Raw genomic sequence first — 15,122 nt, 5'->3', positions numbered from 1 at the left:
TACTCCGGCCATCTTCAACACCTGTGCACCCGGCACATCGCAATCATGAGCATCCTCAGTGAATTCAAGGAATTTGCCGTCAAGGGCAATGTCGTCGATCTCGCAGTGGGCGTGATCATCGGCGCGGCGTTCGGGAAGATCGTGGACTCGCTCGTCGGCGACATCATCATGCCGGTGGTCGGACTGGTGTTCGGCAAGCTCGATTTCTCCAATCTGTACCTGGTGCTGGGCTCCGTGCCGACGGGCGTGGCCAACAACCTGGCCGACCTGAAGAAGGCCGGCGTACCGGTGCTGGCCTATGGCAACTTCATCACCATCGCGGTCAACTTCGTCATCCTTGCCTTCATCATCTTCATGATGGTCAAGCAGATCAACAAGCTGCGCAAGGTCCATGCCGAGGCCCCCGCGGCCCCGGTGGCGCCGCCGGAAGACATTGCGCTGCTGCGCGAGATTCGCGACAGCCTGAAGAATCGCCCCTAGGCGCCCGTCAGCGTCCTGGCCATGCGCAGCGCCTCGACGAGGCTCGAGGCGTCGGCCAGGCCCTTGCCGGCGATGTCGAACGCGGTGCCATGGTCCGGGCTGGTGCGCACCAGCGGCAGGCCCAGGGTTACGTTCACGCCCTTTTCAACGCCCAGGTACTTGACCGGAATCAGCCCCTGGTCGTGGTACATCGCCACCACCACGTCGAATTCGCCGCTCCCTGGCACGCCCGCCTTGGCCCGCGCACGCATGAAGACGGTGTCGGGCGCATGCGGACCGCCGGCATCGATGCCTTCGGCGCGCGCCGCCGCAATCGCGGGCGCAATGATGTCGCGCTCTTCGCTCCCGAAAAGACCACCCTCGCCGGCATGCGGATTAAGGCCGGCCACGCCGATGCGCGGCGCCCGCCCGAGCATGCGGTGCAAGGCACGGTGGGTAATGCGCAGCGTTTCCAGCACATTGCCGAAGCTCACCGCGGTAATGGCGTCGCGCAGCGACATGTGAATGCTGACGAGCACGGTGCGCAGGTCGTCGTTGGCCAGCATCATGCGCACCGGCATGCCCTCGACCGCAACGCCTGCGTGCGCGGCGGCCTCGGCCTGCAGCAGTTCGGTATGGCCCGGGTACGGAAAGCCCGCCGCGGCCAGCGCTTCCTTGTGCAGCGGTGCCGTCACGATGGCCGCAATGTCGCCCCGCAATGCGGCGCGCGCGGCCCAGACCACGCACTCGCCCGCCACGCGGCCGGCCTCGGCGCTGATCTGCCCCGGCACGATGTGCGCGGGCGGCGCCACCACCTGCAACACGGGAATGCAGCCCGGCGGCATTGCGGCCGCGTCCGCCGCGTGCTCGATTTCCGCCACCGGCCATGCCGGCTGTCCGGGCAGCGCCAGGGCCTGGGACGCGCGGCGCATGGTGCCCACGTCGCCGGCCACGAAAGCGCCGTGCGCGGCCTTGGGCACCTGACGGAAGGCCTTGACGATGATTTCCGGGCCGATGCCCGCGGGGTCGCCGAGCGTGACCGCCAAGGGAGGGCCTGCAGCGATGGGAGCCTTGCCGCTCATGCGGGATTGTCGATGTCGATGAACTCGTGCTTCAGCCCGAGCTGGGCCGCCACATGGGCCGCCACGGCCTGAGCGCCGTAGCGCTCGGTGGCATGGTGCCCGCAAGCCAGGAAGGCGACGCCCATCTCACGGGCGTAGTGGGCCTGGGGTTCGGAGATCTCGCCGGTGATGAACGCATCGGCTCCGGCGGCAATGGCTGCCTCGAAGTAGCCTTGCGCGCCGCCCGTGCACCAGGCGATGTTCTTGATGGCTTTGTGGGCGGTATCCACCAGCGTGACAGGCCGCTTGAGGACTTTTTCGGCGTGGACTGCCAGCTCCTTGGCGCTGGCAAAGCTCTCGCCGTTTTCGCGCCCGCCCAGAAAACCGAGTTCCTGCTCGCCAAAGCGCCCGGTCGATCCGGCATGTGCAAGCAGTCCGAGTTGCAGGCCCAGCTGGGCGTTGTTGCCGAGCTCGGGGTGCGCGTCGAGCGGGAGGTGATACGCGAAGAGATTGACGTCATCGCCGAGCAAGAGGCCCAGGCGCTGCTTCATCCACCCGGTAACGCAGCTGTCCTGGCCGCGCCAGAACAGCCCGTGGTGAACGAAGATGGCGTCGGCCTCGGCGTGAATGGCGGCTTCTATCAGCGCGCGGCTCGCCGTGACGCCGGAGACGATTTTCCGCACCACGGTGCGCCCCTCGACCTGCAGGCCGTTCGGTCCGTAGTCCTTGAAGCGCGAAGGCGCAAGCAGCAGGTCGAAGGCGTGCAGCAGTTCGTGGCGGGTGGTGCTCATCGCGACATTGTCGCGCTCCCGCCTCCATCGCGCATGGCATGGCCGCGTGCCGCCAGGGGCCACAGCGCCAGCAGGAAACCCAGCCCGGCCAGCACTGCAACGTAATGCGCCGGGGCCATGGTGTCATGCTGGAGCCAGACGGTCAGGATCACGGGCGTCAGCCCGCCGAACACCGCATACGACATGTTGTAGGCAAACGAAAGGCCGGTGAAGCGCACCGGGGCCGGGAACGCGCGCACGCCGGCAATCGGCACCGTGGCAATGGTGCCCACGAAAAGGCCCACCAGGCCGTAGTGCCAGAAGAGCGTGGCCGGCGTACCTGGCAGCCCCGTGTAGAACAGGTACGCGGTCGCGAACAATCCGCCCCAGCCGATCAGCATGACCGCGCGCGTGCCGATGCGGTCGCACGCCCAGCCCACCAGCACGCAACCGATGGTCAGGGTCAGCGTGGCCAGCGCATTGGCTTCGAGTGCCAGTGCGGCCGGAATGTGATGCACCTTCTGCAGGTAGGTGGGCGTGTACAGCACCACCACGACGATCGCGGCCGACAGCACCCAGGTCAGCAGCCCCACGTAGATGCTTGCGGCACGATGCTCGCGCAGCACCGTGCGCAGCGGCAGTTCGCGCGCAACGGTCTTGCGGTCTGCCAATTCCTTGAAGACCGGTGTCTCGTGCAGGAACCGGCGCAGGTACACGGAAACGAGCCCGAACACGCCGCCCAGCACGAAAGGAATGCGCCAGGCAAAGTCGCTCACCTCCACCGGCAGGTAGTAGCGGTTGATGCCCACCGCCACGAGCGAACCGAGCAGGATGCCGCCGGTGATGCCCGAGGTCAGCGTGCCGATGCCGAAGCCATAGCGCTGCGCCGGCACGTGCTCGCCGACGAACACCCACGCGCCGGGCATTTCGCCGCCGATGGCCGCGCCCTGCAGGACGCGCATGGCCAGCAGCAGCAAGGGTGCGGCAATGCCGATGCTGGCGTAGGTGGGCAGCAGACCGATGACCAGCGTGGGCGCCGCCATCAGGAAGATCGACAGCGTGAACATGCGCTTGCGGCCGAGCAGGTCGCCGAAGTGTGCAATGACGATGCCGCCCACCGGCCGAGCCAGGTAGCCGGCGGCAAAAATGCCGAAGGTCTGCAGTTGCCGCAGCCAATCGGGCATGTCGGCCGGAAAGAAAAGCGCGCCGAGGACAGTGGCAAAGAAAACGTAGATGACGAAGTCGTAGAACTCCAGCGTTCCGCCAAGGGCGGACAGGGCAAGGGTCTTGTAGTCGCGGGAGTCGAGCGTGCGGGCCGGAACCGGCCGGGCGCCGTCCGGGGAAAGGGCTTGAGAAGTCATGGCTGGCAGGGAAGTCGTTGCCGCACGCAGGACCGCCAGGGATTGAAAGCGGAAAGGCAGCGCGCTGGCGAAACACCTGGCCGCGTGCGCCGGATGGGCGTGGCGGAAGGCCGGAGTCGGGAGCCGTGTGGGCTCGCTTCGCGATGCTAAGGGTTATCCCTTGTTGGCGCCCGAAGCCTTGGCCAATCTCGACCGGGCGGCGCGGTTTTCCGGCAGCCAAGGGTTGAGGGACAATCGACCCTGTAGCGCCGCACCGGACGGCGTGCTTACCCGCTCACAAACTTCATGAAACGCACCTGGCTGCTCTTTGCCCAAGCCGTGACCGTCCTCCTGGCGGCCTACTTTGTTGTTGCGACCCTCAAGCCCGAGTGGATCAACCGGCGCTCCACCTCGCTCGGCGGCGTGGTCTCGATCATCGAGGCACCAGCCGGTGCGCCTGCGGTGGCCCCCGCCGGCAGCCTGAGCGCGGCGGCCAAGAAGGCTTCTCCAGCGGTGGTGAGCATCAACACCAGCAAGGCGGCGCAGCGCCATCCGCGCAGCAACGACCCGTGGTTTCGGTTTTTCTTCGGCGACCAGGGCGACCAGCCCCAGGTCGGCCTGGGCAGCGGCGTGATCGTGAGCTCCGAGGGCTACATCCTCACCAACAACCACGTGGTCGAAGGCGCCGACGAAATCGAGATCACGCTCAACGACAGCCGTCACACGCGCGCCAAGGTGATCGGCACCGATCCGGACACCGATCTTGCCGTGCTCAAGATCGAAATGGACAAGCTGCCCGCCATCGTGCTGGGCAACTCGGACGAGCTTCAGGTGGGCGACCAGGTGCTGGCCATCGGCAACCCGTTCGGCGTGGGCCAGACGGTGACCAGCGGCATCGTCTCGGCGCTGGGGCGCAACCAGCTCGGCATCAACAACTTCGAGAACTTCATCCAGACCGACGCGGCCATCAACCCCGGCAATTCGGGCGGGGCGCTGATCGACGTCAACGGCAACCTGCAGGGCGTCAACACGGCTATCTATTCGCGCTCGGGCGGCAGCATGGGCATCGGCTTCGCCATTCCGGTATCCATGGCGAAGATCGTGCTCGAAGGCATCGTGAAGGAAGGCCAGGTGCGCCGCGGCTGGATCGGCGTCGAGCCGAACGAGCTCTCGCCCGAACTGGCCGAAACCTTCGGCGTGAAGGCGGATACCGGCGTCATCATCACCGGCGTGCTCCAGAACGGACCCGCGGCCAAGGCCGGCATTCGCCCAGGCGACGTGATCACTTCGGTCGGCGAGAAGAAGACCGACAACGTACAGGCCCTGCTGACCGCCGTGGCCGGCCTGAAGCCGGGCAGCACCGCACGCTTTGCGCTGCAGCGCGGGACCGACAAGATGGAACTGGACGTGACGCCGGGCCTGCGGCCCAAGAGCCCTGTGCGGCAGGTGCCCAACCAGCCCGAATAATCGGGCAAGCGGGAGCGGGAGCCGGGGCAGCGGCCGCTCGATCAGGAAGACGCCGAGGAATCGGCGCTTTCCTCCTCTTCGGACGGCTTCTTGGTGCCCGTTGCAAAGTAGCGCGCACCGATGATGCCGACTTCGTAGAGCAGGCACATCGGCACCGCCAGCGCGAGCTGCGACACCACGTCGGGCGGGGTGAGCACCGCGGCTATGACGAAGGCCACCACAATGAAGTAGCCGCGGAAAGAGCGCAGCTTTTCGATGGTGACCATTTCGAAGCGCACCAGCAGCATCACGACGATGGGCACCTGGAACGCAACCCCGAACGCGATGTACAGCGAGAGAATGGCCTCCACGTACGACGAGATGTCGGGCGTGGCCGCCACCGCCGCGGGCGTGAACTTCTGGATGAAGCTGAACATCTTGTCCAGCACGAAGAACTGAACGAAGCCGATGCCCGTATAGGCCAGCAGGCTGCCGAAGAAGATCAGCGGCAGCGCAAAGCGCTTTTCATGGCTGTAGAGGCCGGGTGCAATGAACATCCACGCCTGGTACATGAGCCAGGGCAATGCCAGCAGCACGGCCGTCATCATCAGCACCTTGAGCGGCACGAAGAATGGCGAGAACACACCGATGGCAATGAGCTTGGCGTCCGGCGGCATGTGCGCGCGGATGGGCATGGCGATGAGGTCGATCAGCCCGCCCGGACCCGGCCAGATGGCCAGCAGCACGCCCGCGACCACCAGGCCGTAGACGCAATAGAGCAGGCGGTCGCGGAGTTCGACCAGATGCTGCACGAACGGCTGTTCGGTGCCCGCCAATTCGTCTTCTGCGTCTTTGTTCTTGTTGTCGGAATCGGCCATTGGAAGGAAAAAAGAGCAGGAGAAAGCGTGGCTTCGGCCGGCGTGCGGCGCACGAGGAACGCGGTTGTAAAAGCCGCTAGTTGATCTTGTGGGGACGGAAACGAGCAACGCGGGCGGCACCCGAGAGCGCCTTGGTGCGCACGCCGTTGCGGGCCTTGTACCACTGCGGCGTGGCGCCCTGCTTCAGGCGCCAGTTCTTGCGCGGGTGCCTGTATTCGGGCACCGAGGGCTCGGGTTCGGCGAGGGCCGAGAGGGTTTCGCCCGAACCGGAGAACTGCTTTTCCAGATCGCTCGCACCGGTATGGATGCTGTGCTCGACGTCGCGCGCCGCATCCTCCACGGTGGTCTTCATCTTGCGCAGCTCTTCGAGTTCCATCGAGCGATTGACCTCGGCCTTGACGTCGTTCACATAGCGCTGCGCCTTGCCCAGCAGGGTGCCGACCGTGCGCGCCACTCTGGGCAGCTTTTCGGGCCCGATGACGATCAGCGCCACGACGCCGATCAGCGCCAGCTTCTCAATACCGAGGTCGAGCACTTAGAACCCGCGCTCAGGACTTCTGACGCGCTTCAACGTCGATTGCCGACTTGTCGCTGTTGGCCGGCTGGCCGGTCACCTGGGCAGCGGGGGCCGACGAAGCGGCGGGCGCATCGGAGGAGCCGCCTTCCTTCATGCCGTCCTTGAAACCCTTGACAGCGCCGCCCAGGTCGGAACCCATGTTCCGCAGCTTCTTGGTGCCGAAGATCATGACCACGACGAGCAGCACGATCAGCCAGTGCCAGATTGAAAATGAACCCATGGAAGACTCCTAAGAATGTGTCCGATTTTAGTCGGGCGAAATGTGACAGTTTGGCCTAATGTTCAGCCGCGAAGCCATGGGCGGGGACCGCCCATGACATGGACATGGAGATGGTGCACCTCCTGCCCGCCCTCGGCGCCGGTATTGATGACGACGCGCCAGCCGCCCTCCGGATAAGGCCTGCAGCCCTGCTCCACCGCCAGCTTGGGGGCCAGCGTCATGATCTTGCCCATGAGCGCGGCATCGTCGGGCGTGAGCTGCGCCATCGACGCGATGTGCTTCTTGGGTACCAGCATGAAATGCACCGGCGCCCAAGGCGCGATGTCGTGAAAACCGAACAGTTCGTCGTCTTCGTAGACCTTGCGCGAGGGGATCTTGCCTTCGATGATTTTGCAGAAGACGCAGTTCGGATCAGATGACATCTTTGGGTTCCATGGGACGGTTGTCGTTCATGCGGATCATGCCTTTCACGATCCGGTAGAGGAACCACAACGAAATCAGGCTCCAGGCAATCCAGCCCGGCACCAGAAACAGCAGCCAGAGCCATGACGTGACCACATACAGCAGGCCGGCCCACACCACCGACCGGATGCGCCAGCTGAAATGCGACGCCTGCCAGGTGCCTGCCGCGTTGTCGCGCTTGACGAAGTCGATCACCAGCGCAACCAGCAAGAGCACCACCGAAGCCTGGGCGCCGGGCAATACAGCGCAAATGGCCACGATCAGGTGCAGGATATAGCTGACCCAGCCCCAGGTCTTGAGGGAGTCGTCGGGTTCCACGTTCACGATGTCGTTGGCCATTGGCGATGTCCTTTCAATCGTTGGATGCCTCGCGGGCCTGCGCCTTGCGCAGGGCTTTTTCCTCGATGCCGCTGGTGCCCTCGCGGCGCTCGAGCTCCGCAATGACCTCGCCGGGCGAGAAACCGTAGTGCGCCAGCGCCACCATGGTGTGGAACCATAAATCGGCCACTTCGTTCACTATTTTCGTGCGGTCGCCGCCGTGGTCGGCGTCCTTGGCCGCCATGACGACCTCGGTGGCTTCCTCGCCGATCTTCTTGAGGAAGGCATCGGGGCCCTTGTGCAGCAGGCGCGCCACGTAGCTCTTCTCCGGGTCGCCGCCGTGCGCGGGCAGGCGGCTTTCGATGACGGCGGCGAGGCGCGCAAGGGCGTCGGAGGTGTTCACTGTGGCCGTCATTTGTAGATCGACTCCGGGTCTTTCAAGACCGGCTCCACGGCGGTCCATTGGCCGTTTTCGTATTTGCTGAAGAAGCAGCTGTGACGGCCGGTATGGCAGGCAATGCCGGGCTCGTGGCCGAGCTGGGTGACCTTGAGCAGCACCACGTCGTTGTCGCAGTCGAGGCGGATTTCATGCACCGTCTGCACATGGCCGGATTCTTCGCCCTTGAACCACAGCTTGTTGCGCGAGCGGCTGAAATACACGGCGCGGCCCAGCTCGGCGGTCTTTTCGAGCGCCTCGCGGTTCATCCAGGCGAACATCAGCACGTCGTTGCTGCCCTGTTCCTGCGCGATCACGGGCACCAGGCCGTTCGCGTCCCATTTCACTTCGTCAAGCCAATTCATGAAGGGTATTGTCCCACCCCCGAGCGGCCCTGAAGCGGGTCACGTGCGCACGGGAATGCCCCGCGCGGCCATGCGGGCTTTCGCCTCGCCTACGGTGTGCTCGCCGTAGTGGAAGATGCTGGCGGCCAGCACTGCGTCGGCGCCGCCGGTCTGGATGCCGTCGGCCAGGTCGTCGAGGTTGCCCACGCCGCCCGATGCAATGACCGGCACGTTCACGGCGTCACTCACCGCGCGGGTGAGTTCGAGGTCGAAGCCGCTCTTGGTGCCGTCGCGGTCCATGCTCGTGAGCAGGATTTCGCCAGCGCCCCGGCGCACCATCTCGGTCGCCCATTCGACGGCGTCCAAGCCGGTGTTCTTGCGGCCGCCATGGCTGTACACGTCCCAGCCCGCGCCGCGCGTGGCGGCTTCCTCGGGGCTGCGGCGCTTGGCGTCGATCGCCACGACGATGCACTGCGAACCGTATTTCTGCGAGGCATCGTTGATTACCCGCGGATCGGCAATGGCCGCCGAGTTGAAGCTGGTCTTGTCTGCGCCCGCATTGAGCAGCCGGCGCACGTCGGCCACGGTGCGCACGCCGCCGCCAACGGTCAACGGAATGAAGACCTGCGAGGCGACGGCCTCGATGATCGGCAGGATCAGGTCGCGGCCGTCGCTGGTGGCCGTGATGTCGAGAAAGGTGAGTTCGTCGGCGCCCTGTGCGTTGTAGCGCGCGGCAATCTCGACGGGATCGCCCGCATCGCGCAGTTCGAGAAAGTTGACGCCCTTGACCACACGGCCGCCGGTAACGTCGAGACAGGGAATGATGCGTTTTGCGAGCATGGTGGGTCGGAAGAAAAAATCAGAGAACGTGAAGCTGCTGCCAGCCCTGCCACTGGGCACCGGGCAAGAGCAGCACCTGCTCGTCGATGCGCGCGGCTTCCACGCACAGCATGTGCCGGTAGCCATCTTCAGGCATGTCGGCGAGTTTCGCACCAAGCACCGCACCCGGGTTCCACACCACGGTTTCGCTGCAGCTCGCGCTTTGCGTGATTTCGAGCGTGCCGCCCGGCTGCACCAGGCGCAGCGGCTTCGCGGGAGCGGCATAGACGCTGTCGAACTCGGCATCGAAACGCAGCGCGGGCGCGGTTTCCACATGGCGGTCGTCGCGCAGCGAATCCCAGCGGTTGGCGCCTTCCAGCCCCTCCAGCCGCACATCGGCAATGTCGTCAACGCGCAGGTAGGTATGCAACGCCGCGGCAAAGCTGAACGGCGCATGGTCTACATTGAGCAGCGTGAGCGCGGTGCGCAGCCGTCCTGGACCCATGCCGATCTGCAGCCGCGCCTCGAAAGCGTGCGGCCACAACTTGCGCGTGGCCTCGCTGTCGCGCAGCCGCAAGGTCAGTTCGCCGGATGCGCCGTCGATCCCACGGTTTTCCCAAGGCAGATTTCGCATGAAACCATGCTTGGGCAACATGCCGCGCTGGTTGAACTGGGGGCAGCAAATAGGTATCCCGCCGCGGATGGCGGCAGCCCCGTCGAACACGGCTCGCGGGCTCAGGTAGAGCCGTTCGGCGCCGTCCGCCGTGATCCATGAAAGCAGCTGCGCCCCGTGTAGAGACACGGTGAAGGCACTGCCGTCGGCACCGCTGGCGCGCAACGCCGGCTGGCCGCGAAACTCGATCGGATTGATGTCCATGCGGGAATTGTAGGCAGCGGAAATTCCCGCAGCCGAAAGCGGCAATGGACACTTAAGACTTCATCGAAGGCGTGGTGCTGCTGGTTGCACGCAGGGGGCCTTCTTGGATACCCTTTTGCCGCCGCACAAAGAAGAGCCGCCGGCAGGTCCGCGCGCAACCTAAAACCATACCTACACATCGAAGAGAAACGCATGAAGAAAAAACTGCCGGCCGCCATCTGGATCCTCATCGCCATGGTGCTCGGCATTTTTGTCGGCTACATGATCTTCACGAGCTTTCCGGACAAGAAGGCGGCTGCGCAGATTGCAGGCTACGTGTCGATCGTGTCGGACGTATTTCTGCGCCTCATCAAGATGCTGATCGGCCCGCTCGTGTTCTCCACGCTGGTGGTGGGCATTGCGCACATGGGCGATGCCAAGTCGGTGGGCCGCGTGTTCGGCAAGTCGCTCGGCTGGTTCTTCACGGCTTCGTTGATCTCGCTGGTGATCGGCCTGGTAATGGCCAACGTGCTGAAGCCGGGCGAAAACCTCGGCCTGCCGTTGCCGGACATCGGCGCTTCGGCCAACCTGGCCACTGCCAAATTCACGCTCAAGGATTTCGTGAGCCACATGGTGCCCAAGTCCTTCGCCGAGGCCATGGCCAACAACGAGATCCTGCAGATCGTGGTGTTCTCGATGTTCTTCGGCGTTGCGCTCGCGTCGCTCGGCGACAAGGCCAAGACGCTGGTGGCCGCCATCGACGAACTCTCGCATGCCATGCTCAAGATCACTGGCTACGTGATGAAGCTGGCGCCCCTTGCTGTCATGGCTGCCATGGCCGCCACGGTTGCAACGAACGGCCTGGGCATCCTGCTCAAGTTTGCTGTTTTCATGGGCGACTTCTACCTGGGTCTTTTCGTGCTGTGGGGCGTCCTGATCCTCGCGGGCCTTACGTTCCTGGGCCCGCGGGTGTTCAAGCTGATGGTCCTCATCAAGGAAGCCTTTCTGCTTTCTTTTGCCACCGCCAGTTCGGAGGCGGCCTACCCCAAGATCCTGCAGGCGCTCGACCGTTTCGGCGTGAAGCGCAAGATCTCGAGCTTCGTGATGCCCATGGGCTATTCGTTCAACCTCGACGGCTCGATGATGTATTGCACCTTTGCGGTGCTCTTCATCGCGCAGGCCTACAACATCCACATGCCGCTCAGCACGCAGATCACCATGCTGCTCATCCTGATGCTCACTTCCAAGGGCATGGCCGGCGTGCCGCGCGCCTCGCTGGTGGTGATTGCCGCCACGCTCAATCACTTCGACATTCCGGAAGCCGGCCTGCTGCTGATCCTGGGCGTCGACACCTTCCTGGACATGGGACGCTCGGCCACCAATGCGGTGGGCAATTCCATTGCCACCGCGGTGGTTGCCAAGTGGGAAGGCGAGCTGCTTTCGGAAAGCGACGCATCAGCCAATGCCAAGGCCCTGGACGAAGAAGCCGCGGCCACCCTCGCCCACCCCGCTCACGCGTGAGGCGCCCGCCATGAAGCCCAAAGCCATGCTGCCGGTTTTCATTGCCGGCCTGCTGGCGGTTGTTGCCGTTGCCACGGCCGCTACCGCGCGGGCCCAGGAAGCGCCTGCGACGCTGACCGGCACCCTCGCCAAAGTGCGCGAGAGCGGTGCCATCACCATCGGCTACCGCGAGTCCTCGGTGCCGTTTTCGTTTCTCAATGCACGCCAAGAACCGGTCGGCTATTCGATCGAGCTTTGCCGTGCATTGGTGACGGCCATTGAAGACGCGGTGAACAAGAGCCTGGCGATCAAATGGGCGCCGGTCACCTCCGATTCACGCATCGGCGCGGTCGAGAGCGGTGCGGTCGACCTCGAATGCGGCTCTACCACCAGCAATCTCGAGCGGCAGAAGCGCGTGAGCTTTTCGCCCACGATCTTCGTCTCGGGCACCAAGGTGCTGGTGAAGAAGAGTTCGCCGATCAAGTCGTTCCGCGACCTGGCCGGCAAGCGGGTGTCCGTCACCGCGGGCACCACCAACGAGAAGACGCTGCGCGAGCTTTCGCAGAAGTTCAAGCTCGGTATCGACCTGCTGGTGGCGCGCGACCACGCCGATTCGTTCGGGCTGGTGAAAAGCGGCCAGGCCGACGCCTTTGCCACCGACGACGTGCTGCTCTACGGCCTGATCGCGCGGGAAGCCGCCAAGGCCCAGTACGAGGTGGTCGGCGACTATCTCTCCTATGACCCCTACGGCATCATGTACCGCAAGGGCGATGCGCAATTGGCCAAGGTGATCAACGACGCGTTCCAGGTGCTTGCGCAGGACGGCGAGATCGAGCGCCAGTACAAGCGCTGGTTCCTGCGCAAGCTGCCCACCGGAGAAAGCATCGACCTGCCGATGAGCGCGCAGCTGGAGGCGATCATCCAGACGATGGCGGTAAAGGCGGAATAGCCGGGCCTGCGCTCACCGCGCAGGCCACGCCCAGTGCGGAATCTCGCTCATGTCGAGATTGGCGATGCGGGTTTCGCCGAAGCGCTTTTCGAGCACCACCGACTGCAGGTCGTCGCTGTCTTCGAGCGCGGCAATCAGCCGCGGCGCATGCGACACGACGATGATCTGCGACTCGCGCGCGGCCTGCGCGATCAAACGGCCGAGCGCGGGCAACAGGTCGGGATGCAGGCTGGTCTCGGGCTCGTTGAGCACCAGCAGCGCCGGCGGCCGGGGCGTCAGCAGCGCGGCAATCCAGAGCAGATAGCGCAGGGTGCCGTCCGAAAGCTCCGCCGCCGTCAGCGGCCGAAGCAGGCCGTGCTGGTGCATCAGCGTTTCGAAGCGGTCTTCGTTCACACGCACCTGGATGCGGGCACCGGGAAACGCATCGTCCACGGCACGGTCGAGTGCATCGCTGTCGCCGATCTCGCGAATGGTCTGCAGCGCGGCGGCCAGGTCGGCCCCGTCGTTGGCGAGCACCGGCGTGTAGGTGCCGATCTGCGGCTGGCGAGCGGGCGCATCGGCGTCGGAGCGAAAGTGGTCGTAGAAGCGCCAGGAGCGCATCTGCTCGCGCAGAGAGAGCATCTCGGGTGCGGCATGCGGATCGGCGTACTCGGTCATCATGCTGGCGAACTGGGCGATGGGCCGGCCCACCGCGTCCCAGCTTCCGCTGCGCTCGCCGCGCAGCCGCAGCGATGCGCCCTTGCGGTCGACCAGCTGAGTGGCGGGCCGCAGCACCGGGCCGCTCCAGATGGCCTCGCGCTTGATTTCGGGATCGCGTGAAAAGGCCGTTGGCGGAACCGGCGGTGGCAGGCCGATGTCGATGGCGTAGCCGAAATCGCTCGCTTCAACGCCCGAGAACCCGAGCCGCAGGTTCACGGGCTCGCTGCGCACGGTGCCCTGCACCGGGGTGTCTCCGCGCAGCATGGCAGCCGAAAAACGCTCGGGCCCGGCCCACAGCGTGGAAGACAGCCCGCCTTCGCGCACCAGCGAGCGGATCACGCCCCCGTTGGCAATGTCGGCCAAAAGCCGCATCGCGCGGTAGACGCTGGATTTGCCGCTGCCGTTGGGCCCCGTGACCACGGTGAGCCGGCCGAGCGGCACCGTCAGCTGGCGCAGCGACCGGTAGTTGGCAATGGCAAGCGCGGAGAGCACGCCGCGCTGCACAGGAGGTTTCAGACGCCCGCGAGTTCGTCCGCGCGGGCTTGCGCAGCGGCGAAATCGAGGTCGCCCGAATAGATGGCGCGGCCGCAGATCACGCCTTCGACGCCTTCGGACTCGACCGCGCAAAGCTGGTCGATGTCGGCCATGTTCGAGAGGCCGCCCGAGGCGATCACCGGAATGGTCAGCGCCTGCGCGAGCTTCACCGTCGCATCGATGTTGATGCCCGAGAGCATGCCGTCGCGGCCGATGTCCGTGTAGATGATCGACTCGACGCCGTAGTCTTCGAACTTCTTGCCCAGGTCGGCCACCTCGTGGCCCGTGAGCTTGCTCCAGCCGTCGGTGGCCACCTTGCCATCCTTGGCGTCGAGCCCCACGATGATGTGGCCGCCGAAGGCCACGCAGGCGTCCTTCAGGAAGCCGGGGTTCTTGACCGCGGCGGTGCCGATGATCACGTAGCGCAGCCCGTCGTCGATGTAGCGCTCGATGGTGTCCAGGTCGCGGATGCCGCCGCCCAGCTGCACCGGAATGTCGTCGCCCACCTCGCGCAGGATTGCCTTGATGGCCGCGTGGTTCTGCGGCTTTCCGGCGAAGGCGCCATTCAGATCGACCAGGTGCAGCCGCCGCGCGCCGGCCTCGACCCACTTGCGGGCCATGGCGGCGGGGTCTTCGCTGAAGATGGTGGACTGGTCCATGTCGCCTTGTTTGAGGCGAACGCAGTGGCCGTCTTTGAGATCAATGGCGGGAATGAGGAGCATGGAAGTGACGCGAGTGTGCGGAATCCGGGCTGAGGAAGGTTCGGCCCGGTCGGAAATATAAGGTCAGGGATTCCAGTGGAGGAAGTTTCGGTAGAGCTGCAACCCGTGGTCCGCACTCTTCTCCGGGTGGAACTGGGTGGCAAAAATGTTATCGCGTGCGATGGCCGCGGTAAAGCATGCCCCGTAATCCGCCTCGCCTACGCTGTGCCGGGCGTCCGCCGGCCGCGCGTAGAAGCTGTGCACGAAGTAGAAGTAGCTCTGGTCGGGAATGCCCGCCCACACTGCGTGCGGTTGGGCCTGGCGCACCTGGTTCCAGCCCATCTGGGGCACCTTGAAGCGGCTGCCGTCGGGCTGCAGCCGGCCGGCCAGGTCGAACTTGACGACCTCGCCGGGAATCAGGCCAAGGCCGTCGGTCGGCCCCTCGTCGCTGCGCGACAGCAGCATCTGCATGCCCACGCACACGCCGAAGAGCGGCTTGTTTGCCGCGGCTTCGAGCACCGACTCCTGGAGGCCGGAGTCGTGCAGCTCGCGCATGCAGTCGGGCATCGCGCCCTGGCCCGGCAGCACCACGCGGGAGGCCTTGCGCACCACTTCGGGATCGGAAGTGACGAAAACCTCGACACCCACCTGGTCGGCCGCATGCCGCACGGCTTGGGACACCGAATGCAGGTTGCCCATGCCGTAATCGACGACCGCGACGGTATTTGCTACAGATTTCATAGCTGTTCGCTG

The 15,122-nt window shown here is 65.2% G+C and carries 19 protein-coding genes; 4 read left to right on the top strand and 15 right to left on the bottom strand.

Annotation, left to right across the window (positions count from 1 at the left end; genetic code table 11):
• Positions 1 to 45: 45 nt before the first annotated feature.
• A complete protein-coding gene (gene mscL, locus GOQ09_RS06010) occupies positions 46 to 480 on the top strand; it encodes a large conductance mechanosensitive channel protein MscL (RefSeq protein ID WP_157612553.1) in 435 nt (144 codons plus the stop codon).
• Here the strand turns inward: mscL and pdxA are convergent.
• The 3 genes from pdxA to GOQ09_RS05995 are packed head-to-tail and all read right to left on the bottom strand — an operon-like array spanning position 477 to position 3,651.
• Complete coding sequence (pdxA, locus tag GOQ09_RS06005; RefSeq protein ID WP_157612551.1) at positions 477 to 1,541, bottom strand: 4-hydroxythreonine-4-phosphate dehydrogenase PdxA; 1,065 nt, start codon at positions 1,539 to 1,541, stop codon at positions 477 to 479. The two genes, mscL and pdxA, sit on opposite strands and share 4 nt — an antisense overlap.
• Entirely contained in the window at positions 1,538 to 2,311 is a 774-nt protein-coding gene (locus GOQ09_RS06000; protein ID WP_157612549.1) for a Nif3-like dinuclear metal center hexameric protein, read from the bottom strand. Before GOQ09_RS06000 ends, pdxA begins: the two co-directional genes overlap by 4 nt.
• A complete protein-coding gene (locus tag GOQ09_RS05995; RefSeq protein WP_157612547.1) occupies positions 2,308 to 3,651 on the bottom strand; it encodes an MFS transporter in 1,344 nt (447 codons plus the stop codon). The genes GOQ09_RS06000 and GOQ09_RS05995 overlap by 4 nt, the downstream gene beginning before the upstream one ends.
• Before the next feature lie 285 nt (positions 3,652 to 3,936).
• On the opposite strand from GOQ09_RS05995, the gene GOQ09_RS05990 reads away from it, so the two are divergent.
• Positions 3,937 to 5,097 (top strand): S1C family serine protease, encoded by a 1,161-nt coding sequence (locus GOQ09_RS05990; RefSeq protein ID WP_157612545.1) that lies wholly within the window; start codon positions 3,937 to 3,939, stop codon positions 5,095 to 5,097.
• Positions 5,098 to 5,138: 41 nt separating this feature from the next.
• Here GOQ09_RS05990 and tatC read toward each other — a convergent pair whose 3' ends face one another.
• The 9 genes from tatC to GOQ09_RS05945 all read right to left on the bottom strand — a co-directional run bounded on the left by tatC (position 5,139) and on the right by GOQ09_RS05945 (position 10,007).
• Positions 5,139 to 5,954, bottom strand: coding sequence for a twin-arginine translocase subunit TatC (tatC, locus tag GOQ09_RS05985; RefSeq protein ID WP_157612543.1), 816 nt, complete (start codon positions 5,952 to 5,954; stop codon positions 5,139 to 5,141).
• A gap of 76 nt (positions 5,955 to 6,030) precedes the next feature.
• On the bottom strand, positions 6,031 to 6,489 hold the full coding sequence (gene tatB / locus GOQ09_RS05980) for a Sec-independent protein translocase protein TatB (protein ID WP_157612541.1): 459 nt from the start codon (positions 6,487 to 6,489) through the stop codon (positions 6,031 to 6,033).
• Between the two features lie 13 nt (positions 6,490 to 6,502).
• Positions 6,503 to 6,751 (bottom strand): Sec-independent protein translocase subunit TatA, encoded by a 249-nt coding sequence (tatA, locus tag GOQ09_RS05975; RefSeq protein ID WP_157612539.1) that lies wholly within the window; start codon positions 6,749 to 6,751, stop codon positions 6,503 to 6,505.
• Positions 6,752 to 6,813: 62 nt separating this feature from the next.
• Positions 6,814 to 7,173, bottom strand: a complete 360-nt coding sequence (locus GOQ09_RS05970) for a histidine triad nucleotide-binding protein (protein ID WP_157612537.1) — start codon at positions 7,171 to 7,173, stop codon at positions 6,814 to 6,816.
• The gene (locus tag GOQ09_RS05965) at positions 7,163 to 7,552 is read right to left on the bottom strand and encodes a DUF4870 family protein (protein WP_157612535.1); all 390 of its coding nucleotides are present in this window, start codon (positions 7,550 to 7,552) and stop codon (positions 7,163 to 7,165) included. The genes GOQ09_RS05970 and GOQ09_RS05965 overlap by 11 nt, the downstream gene beginning before the upstream one ends.
• Positions 7,553 to 7,565: 13 nt before the next feature.
• Positions 7,566 to 7,946: a phosphoribosyl-ATP diphosphatase gene (locus GOQ09_RS05960; RefSeq protein ID WP_126745547.1), complete on the bottom strand. Its 381-nt coding sequence runs from the start codon at positions 7,944 to 7,946 to the stop codon at positions 7,566 to 7,568.
• Complete coding sequence (gene hisI / locus GOQ09_RS05955) at positions 7,943 to 8,341, bottom strand: phosphoribosyl-AMP cyclohydrolase (RefSeq protein WP_207309958.1); 399 nt, start codon at positions 8,339 to 8,341, stop codon at positions 7,943 to 7,945. The genes GOQ09_RS05960 and hisI overlap by 4 nt, the downstream gene beginning before the upstream one ends.
• A 30-nt stretch (positions 8,342 to 8,371) precedes the next feature.
• Positions 8,372 to 9,151 carry an imidazole glycerol phosphate synthase subunit HisF gene (gene hisF / locus GOQ09_RS05950; RefSeq protein ID WP_157612531.1) on the bottom strand — a complete coding sequence of 260 codons (780 nt, stop codon included), beginning with the start codon at positions 9,149 to 9,151 and terminating at the stop codon, positions 8,372 to 8,374.
• A 19-nt stretch (positions 9,152 to 9,170) separates the two neighbouring features.
• Complete coding sequence (locus tag GOQ09_RS05945) at positions 9,171 to 10,007, bottom strand: D-hexose-6-phosphate mutarotase (RefSeq protein ID WP_157612528.1); 837 nt, start codon at positions 10,005 to 10,007, stop codon at positions 9,171 to 9,173.
• Positions 10,008 to 10,199: 192 nt separating this feature from the next.
• Here GOQ09_RS05945 and GOQ09_RS05940 point away from each other — a divergent pair, with 192 nt between their 5' ends.
• Positions 10,200 to 11,507 carry a dicarboxylate/amino acid:cation symporter gene (locus tag GOQ09_RS05940; protein ID WP_157612527.1) on the top strand — a complete coding sequence of 436 codons (1,308 nt, stop codon included), beginning with the start codon at positions 10,200 to 10,202 and terminating at the stop codon, positions 11,505 to 11,507.
• Between the two features lie 10 nt (positions 11,508 to 11,517).
• Positions 11,518 to 12,435: an amino acid ABC transporter substrate-binding protein gene (locus tag GOQ09_RS05935; protein ID WP_157612525.1), complete on the top strand. Its 918-nt coding sequence runs from the start codon at positions 11,518 to 11,520 to the stop codon at positions 12,433 to 12,435.
• A gap of 12 nt (positions 12,436 to 12,447) precedes the next feature.
• Here GOQ09_RS05935 and GOQ09_RS05930 read toward each other — a convergent pair whose 3' ends face one another.
• The 3 genes from GOQ09_RS05930 to hisH all read right to left on the bottom strand — a co-directional run bounded on the left by GOQ09_RS05930 (position 12,448) and on the right by hisH (position 15,110).
• On the bottom strand, positions 12,448 to 13,626 hold the full coding sequence (locus GOQ09_RS05930; protein WP_157612523.1) for an AAA family ATPase: 1,179 nt from the start codon (positions 13,624 to 13,626) through the stop codon (positions 12,448 to 12,450).
• A gap of 20 nt (positions 13,627 to 13,646) precedes the next feature.
• Positions 13,647 to 14,390 carry a 1-(5-phosphoribosyl)-5-[(5-phosphoribosylamino)methylideneamino]imidazole-4-carboxamide isomerase gene (hisA, locus tag GOQ09_RS05925; protein WP_126745541.1) on the bottom strand — a complete coding sequence of 248 codons (744 nt, stop codon included), beginning with the start codon at positions 14,388 to 14,390 and terminating at the stop codon, positions 13,647 to 13,649.
• A gap of 63 nt (positions 14,391 to 14,453) precedes the next feature.
• Positions 14,454 to 15,110, bottom strand: a complete 657-nt coding sequence (gene hisH / locus GOQ09_RS05920; protein ID WP_157612521.1) for an imidazole glycerol phosphate synthase subunit HisH — start codon at positions 15,108 to 15,110, stop codon at positions 14,454 to 14,456.
• Positions 15,111 to 15,122: the final 12 nt, after the last annotated feature.

The organism is Variovorax paradoxus (genome assembly GCF_009755665.1).
In the GTDB taxonomy this organism is placed as follows: domain Bacteria; phylum Pseudomonadota; class Gammaproteobacteria; order Burkholderiales; family Burkholderiaceae_C; genus Variovorax; species Variovorax paradoxus_G.
Note: the sequence above shows the minus strand (reverse complement) of the source record. Positions and strands in the feature narration are given on the sequence as shown.

What these genes read in the sequence shown, in the direction of transcription:
- GOQ09_RS05965 (WP_157612535.1), bottom strand. Translation starts at nt 7,552, where the DNA reads ATGGCCAACGACATCGTGAACGTGGAACCCGACGACTCCCTCAAGACC.
- GOQ09_RS05990 (WP_157612545.1), top strand. Translation starts at nt 3,937, where the DNA reads ATGAAACGCACCTGGCTGCTCTTTGCCCAAGCCGTGACCGTCCTCCTG.
- tatC (WP_157612543.1), bottom strand. Translation starts at nt 5,954, where the DNA reads ATGGCCGATTCCGACAACAAGAACAAAGACGCAGAAGACGAATTGGCG.
- pdxA (WP_157612551.1), bottom strand. Translation starts at nt 1,541, where the DNA reads ATGAGCGGCAAGGCTCCCATCGCTGCAGGCCCTCCCTTGGCGGTCACG.
- hisH (WP_157612521.1), bottom strand. Translation starts at nt 15,110, where the DNA reads ATGAAATCTGTAGCAAATACCGTCGCGGTCGTCGATTACGGCATGGGC.
- GOQ09_RS05945 (WP_157612528.1), bottom strand. Translation starts at nt 10,007, where the DNA reads ATGGACATCAATCCGATCGAGTTTCGCGGCCAGCCGGCGTTGCGCGCC.
- GOQ09_RS05970 (WP_157612537.1), bottom strand. Translation starts at nt 7,173, where the DNA reads ATGTCATCTGATCCGAACTGCGTCTTCTGCAAAATCATCGAAGGCAAG.
- GOQ09_RS05995 (WP_157612547.1), bottom strand. Translation starts at nt 3,651, where the DNA reads ATGACTTCTCAAGCCCTTTCCCCGGACGGCGCCCGGCCGGTTCCGGCC.
- GOQ09_RS05960 (WP_126745547.1), bottom strand. Translation starts at nt 7,946, where the DNA reads ATGACGGCCACAGTGAACACCTCCGACGCCCTTGCGCGCCTCGCCGCC.
- mscL (WP_157612553.1), top strand. Translation starts at nt 46, where the DNA reads ATGAGCATCCTCAGTGAATTCAAGGAATTTGCCGTCAAGGGCAATGTC.
- tatA (WP_157612539.1), bottom strand. Translation starts at nt 6,751, where the DNA reads ATGGGTTCATTTTCAATCTGGCACTGGCTGATCGTGCTGCTCGTCGTG.
- GOQ09_RS05935 (WP_157612525.1), top strand. Translation starts at nt 11,518, where the DNA reads ATGAAGCCCAAAGCCATGCTGCCGGTTTTCATTGCCGGCCTGCTGGCG.
- GOQ09_RS06000 (WP_157612549.1), bottom strand. Translation starts at nt 2,311, where the DNA reads ATGAGCACCACCCGCCACGAACTGCTGCACGCCTTCGACCTGCTGCTT.
- hisF (WP_157612531.1), bottom strand. Translation starts at nt 9,151, where the DNA reads ATGCTCGCAAAACGCATCATTCCCTGTCTCGACGTTACCGGCGGCCGT.
- hisA (WP_126745541.1), bottom strand. Translation starts at nt 14,390, where the DNA reads ATGCTCCTCATTCCCGCCATTGATCTCAAAGACGGCCACTGCGTTCGC.
- GOQ09_RS05940 (WP_157612527.1), top strand. Translation starts at nt 10,200, where the DNA reads ATGAAGAAAAAACTGCCGGCCGCCATCTGGATCCTCATCGCCATGGTG.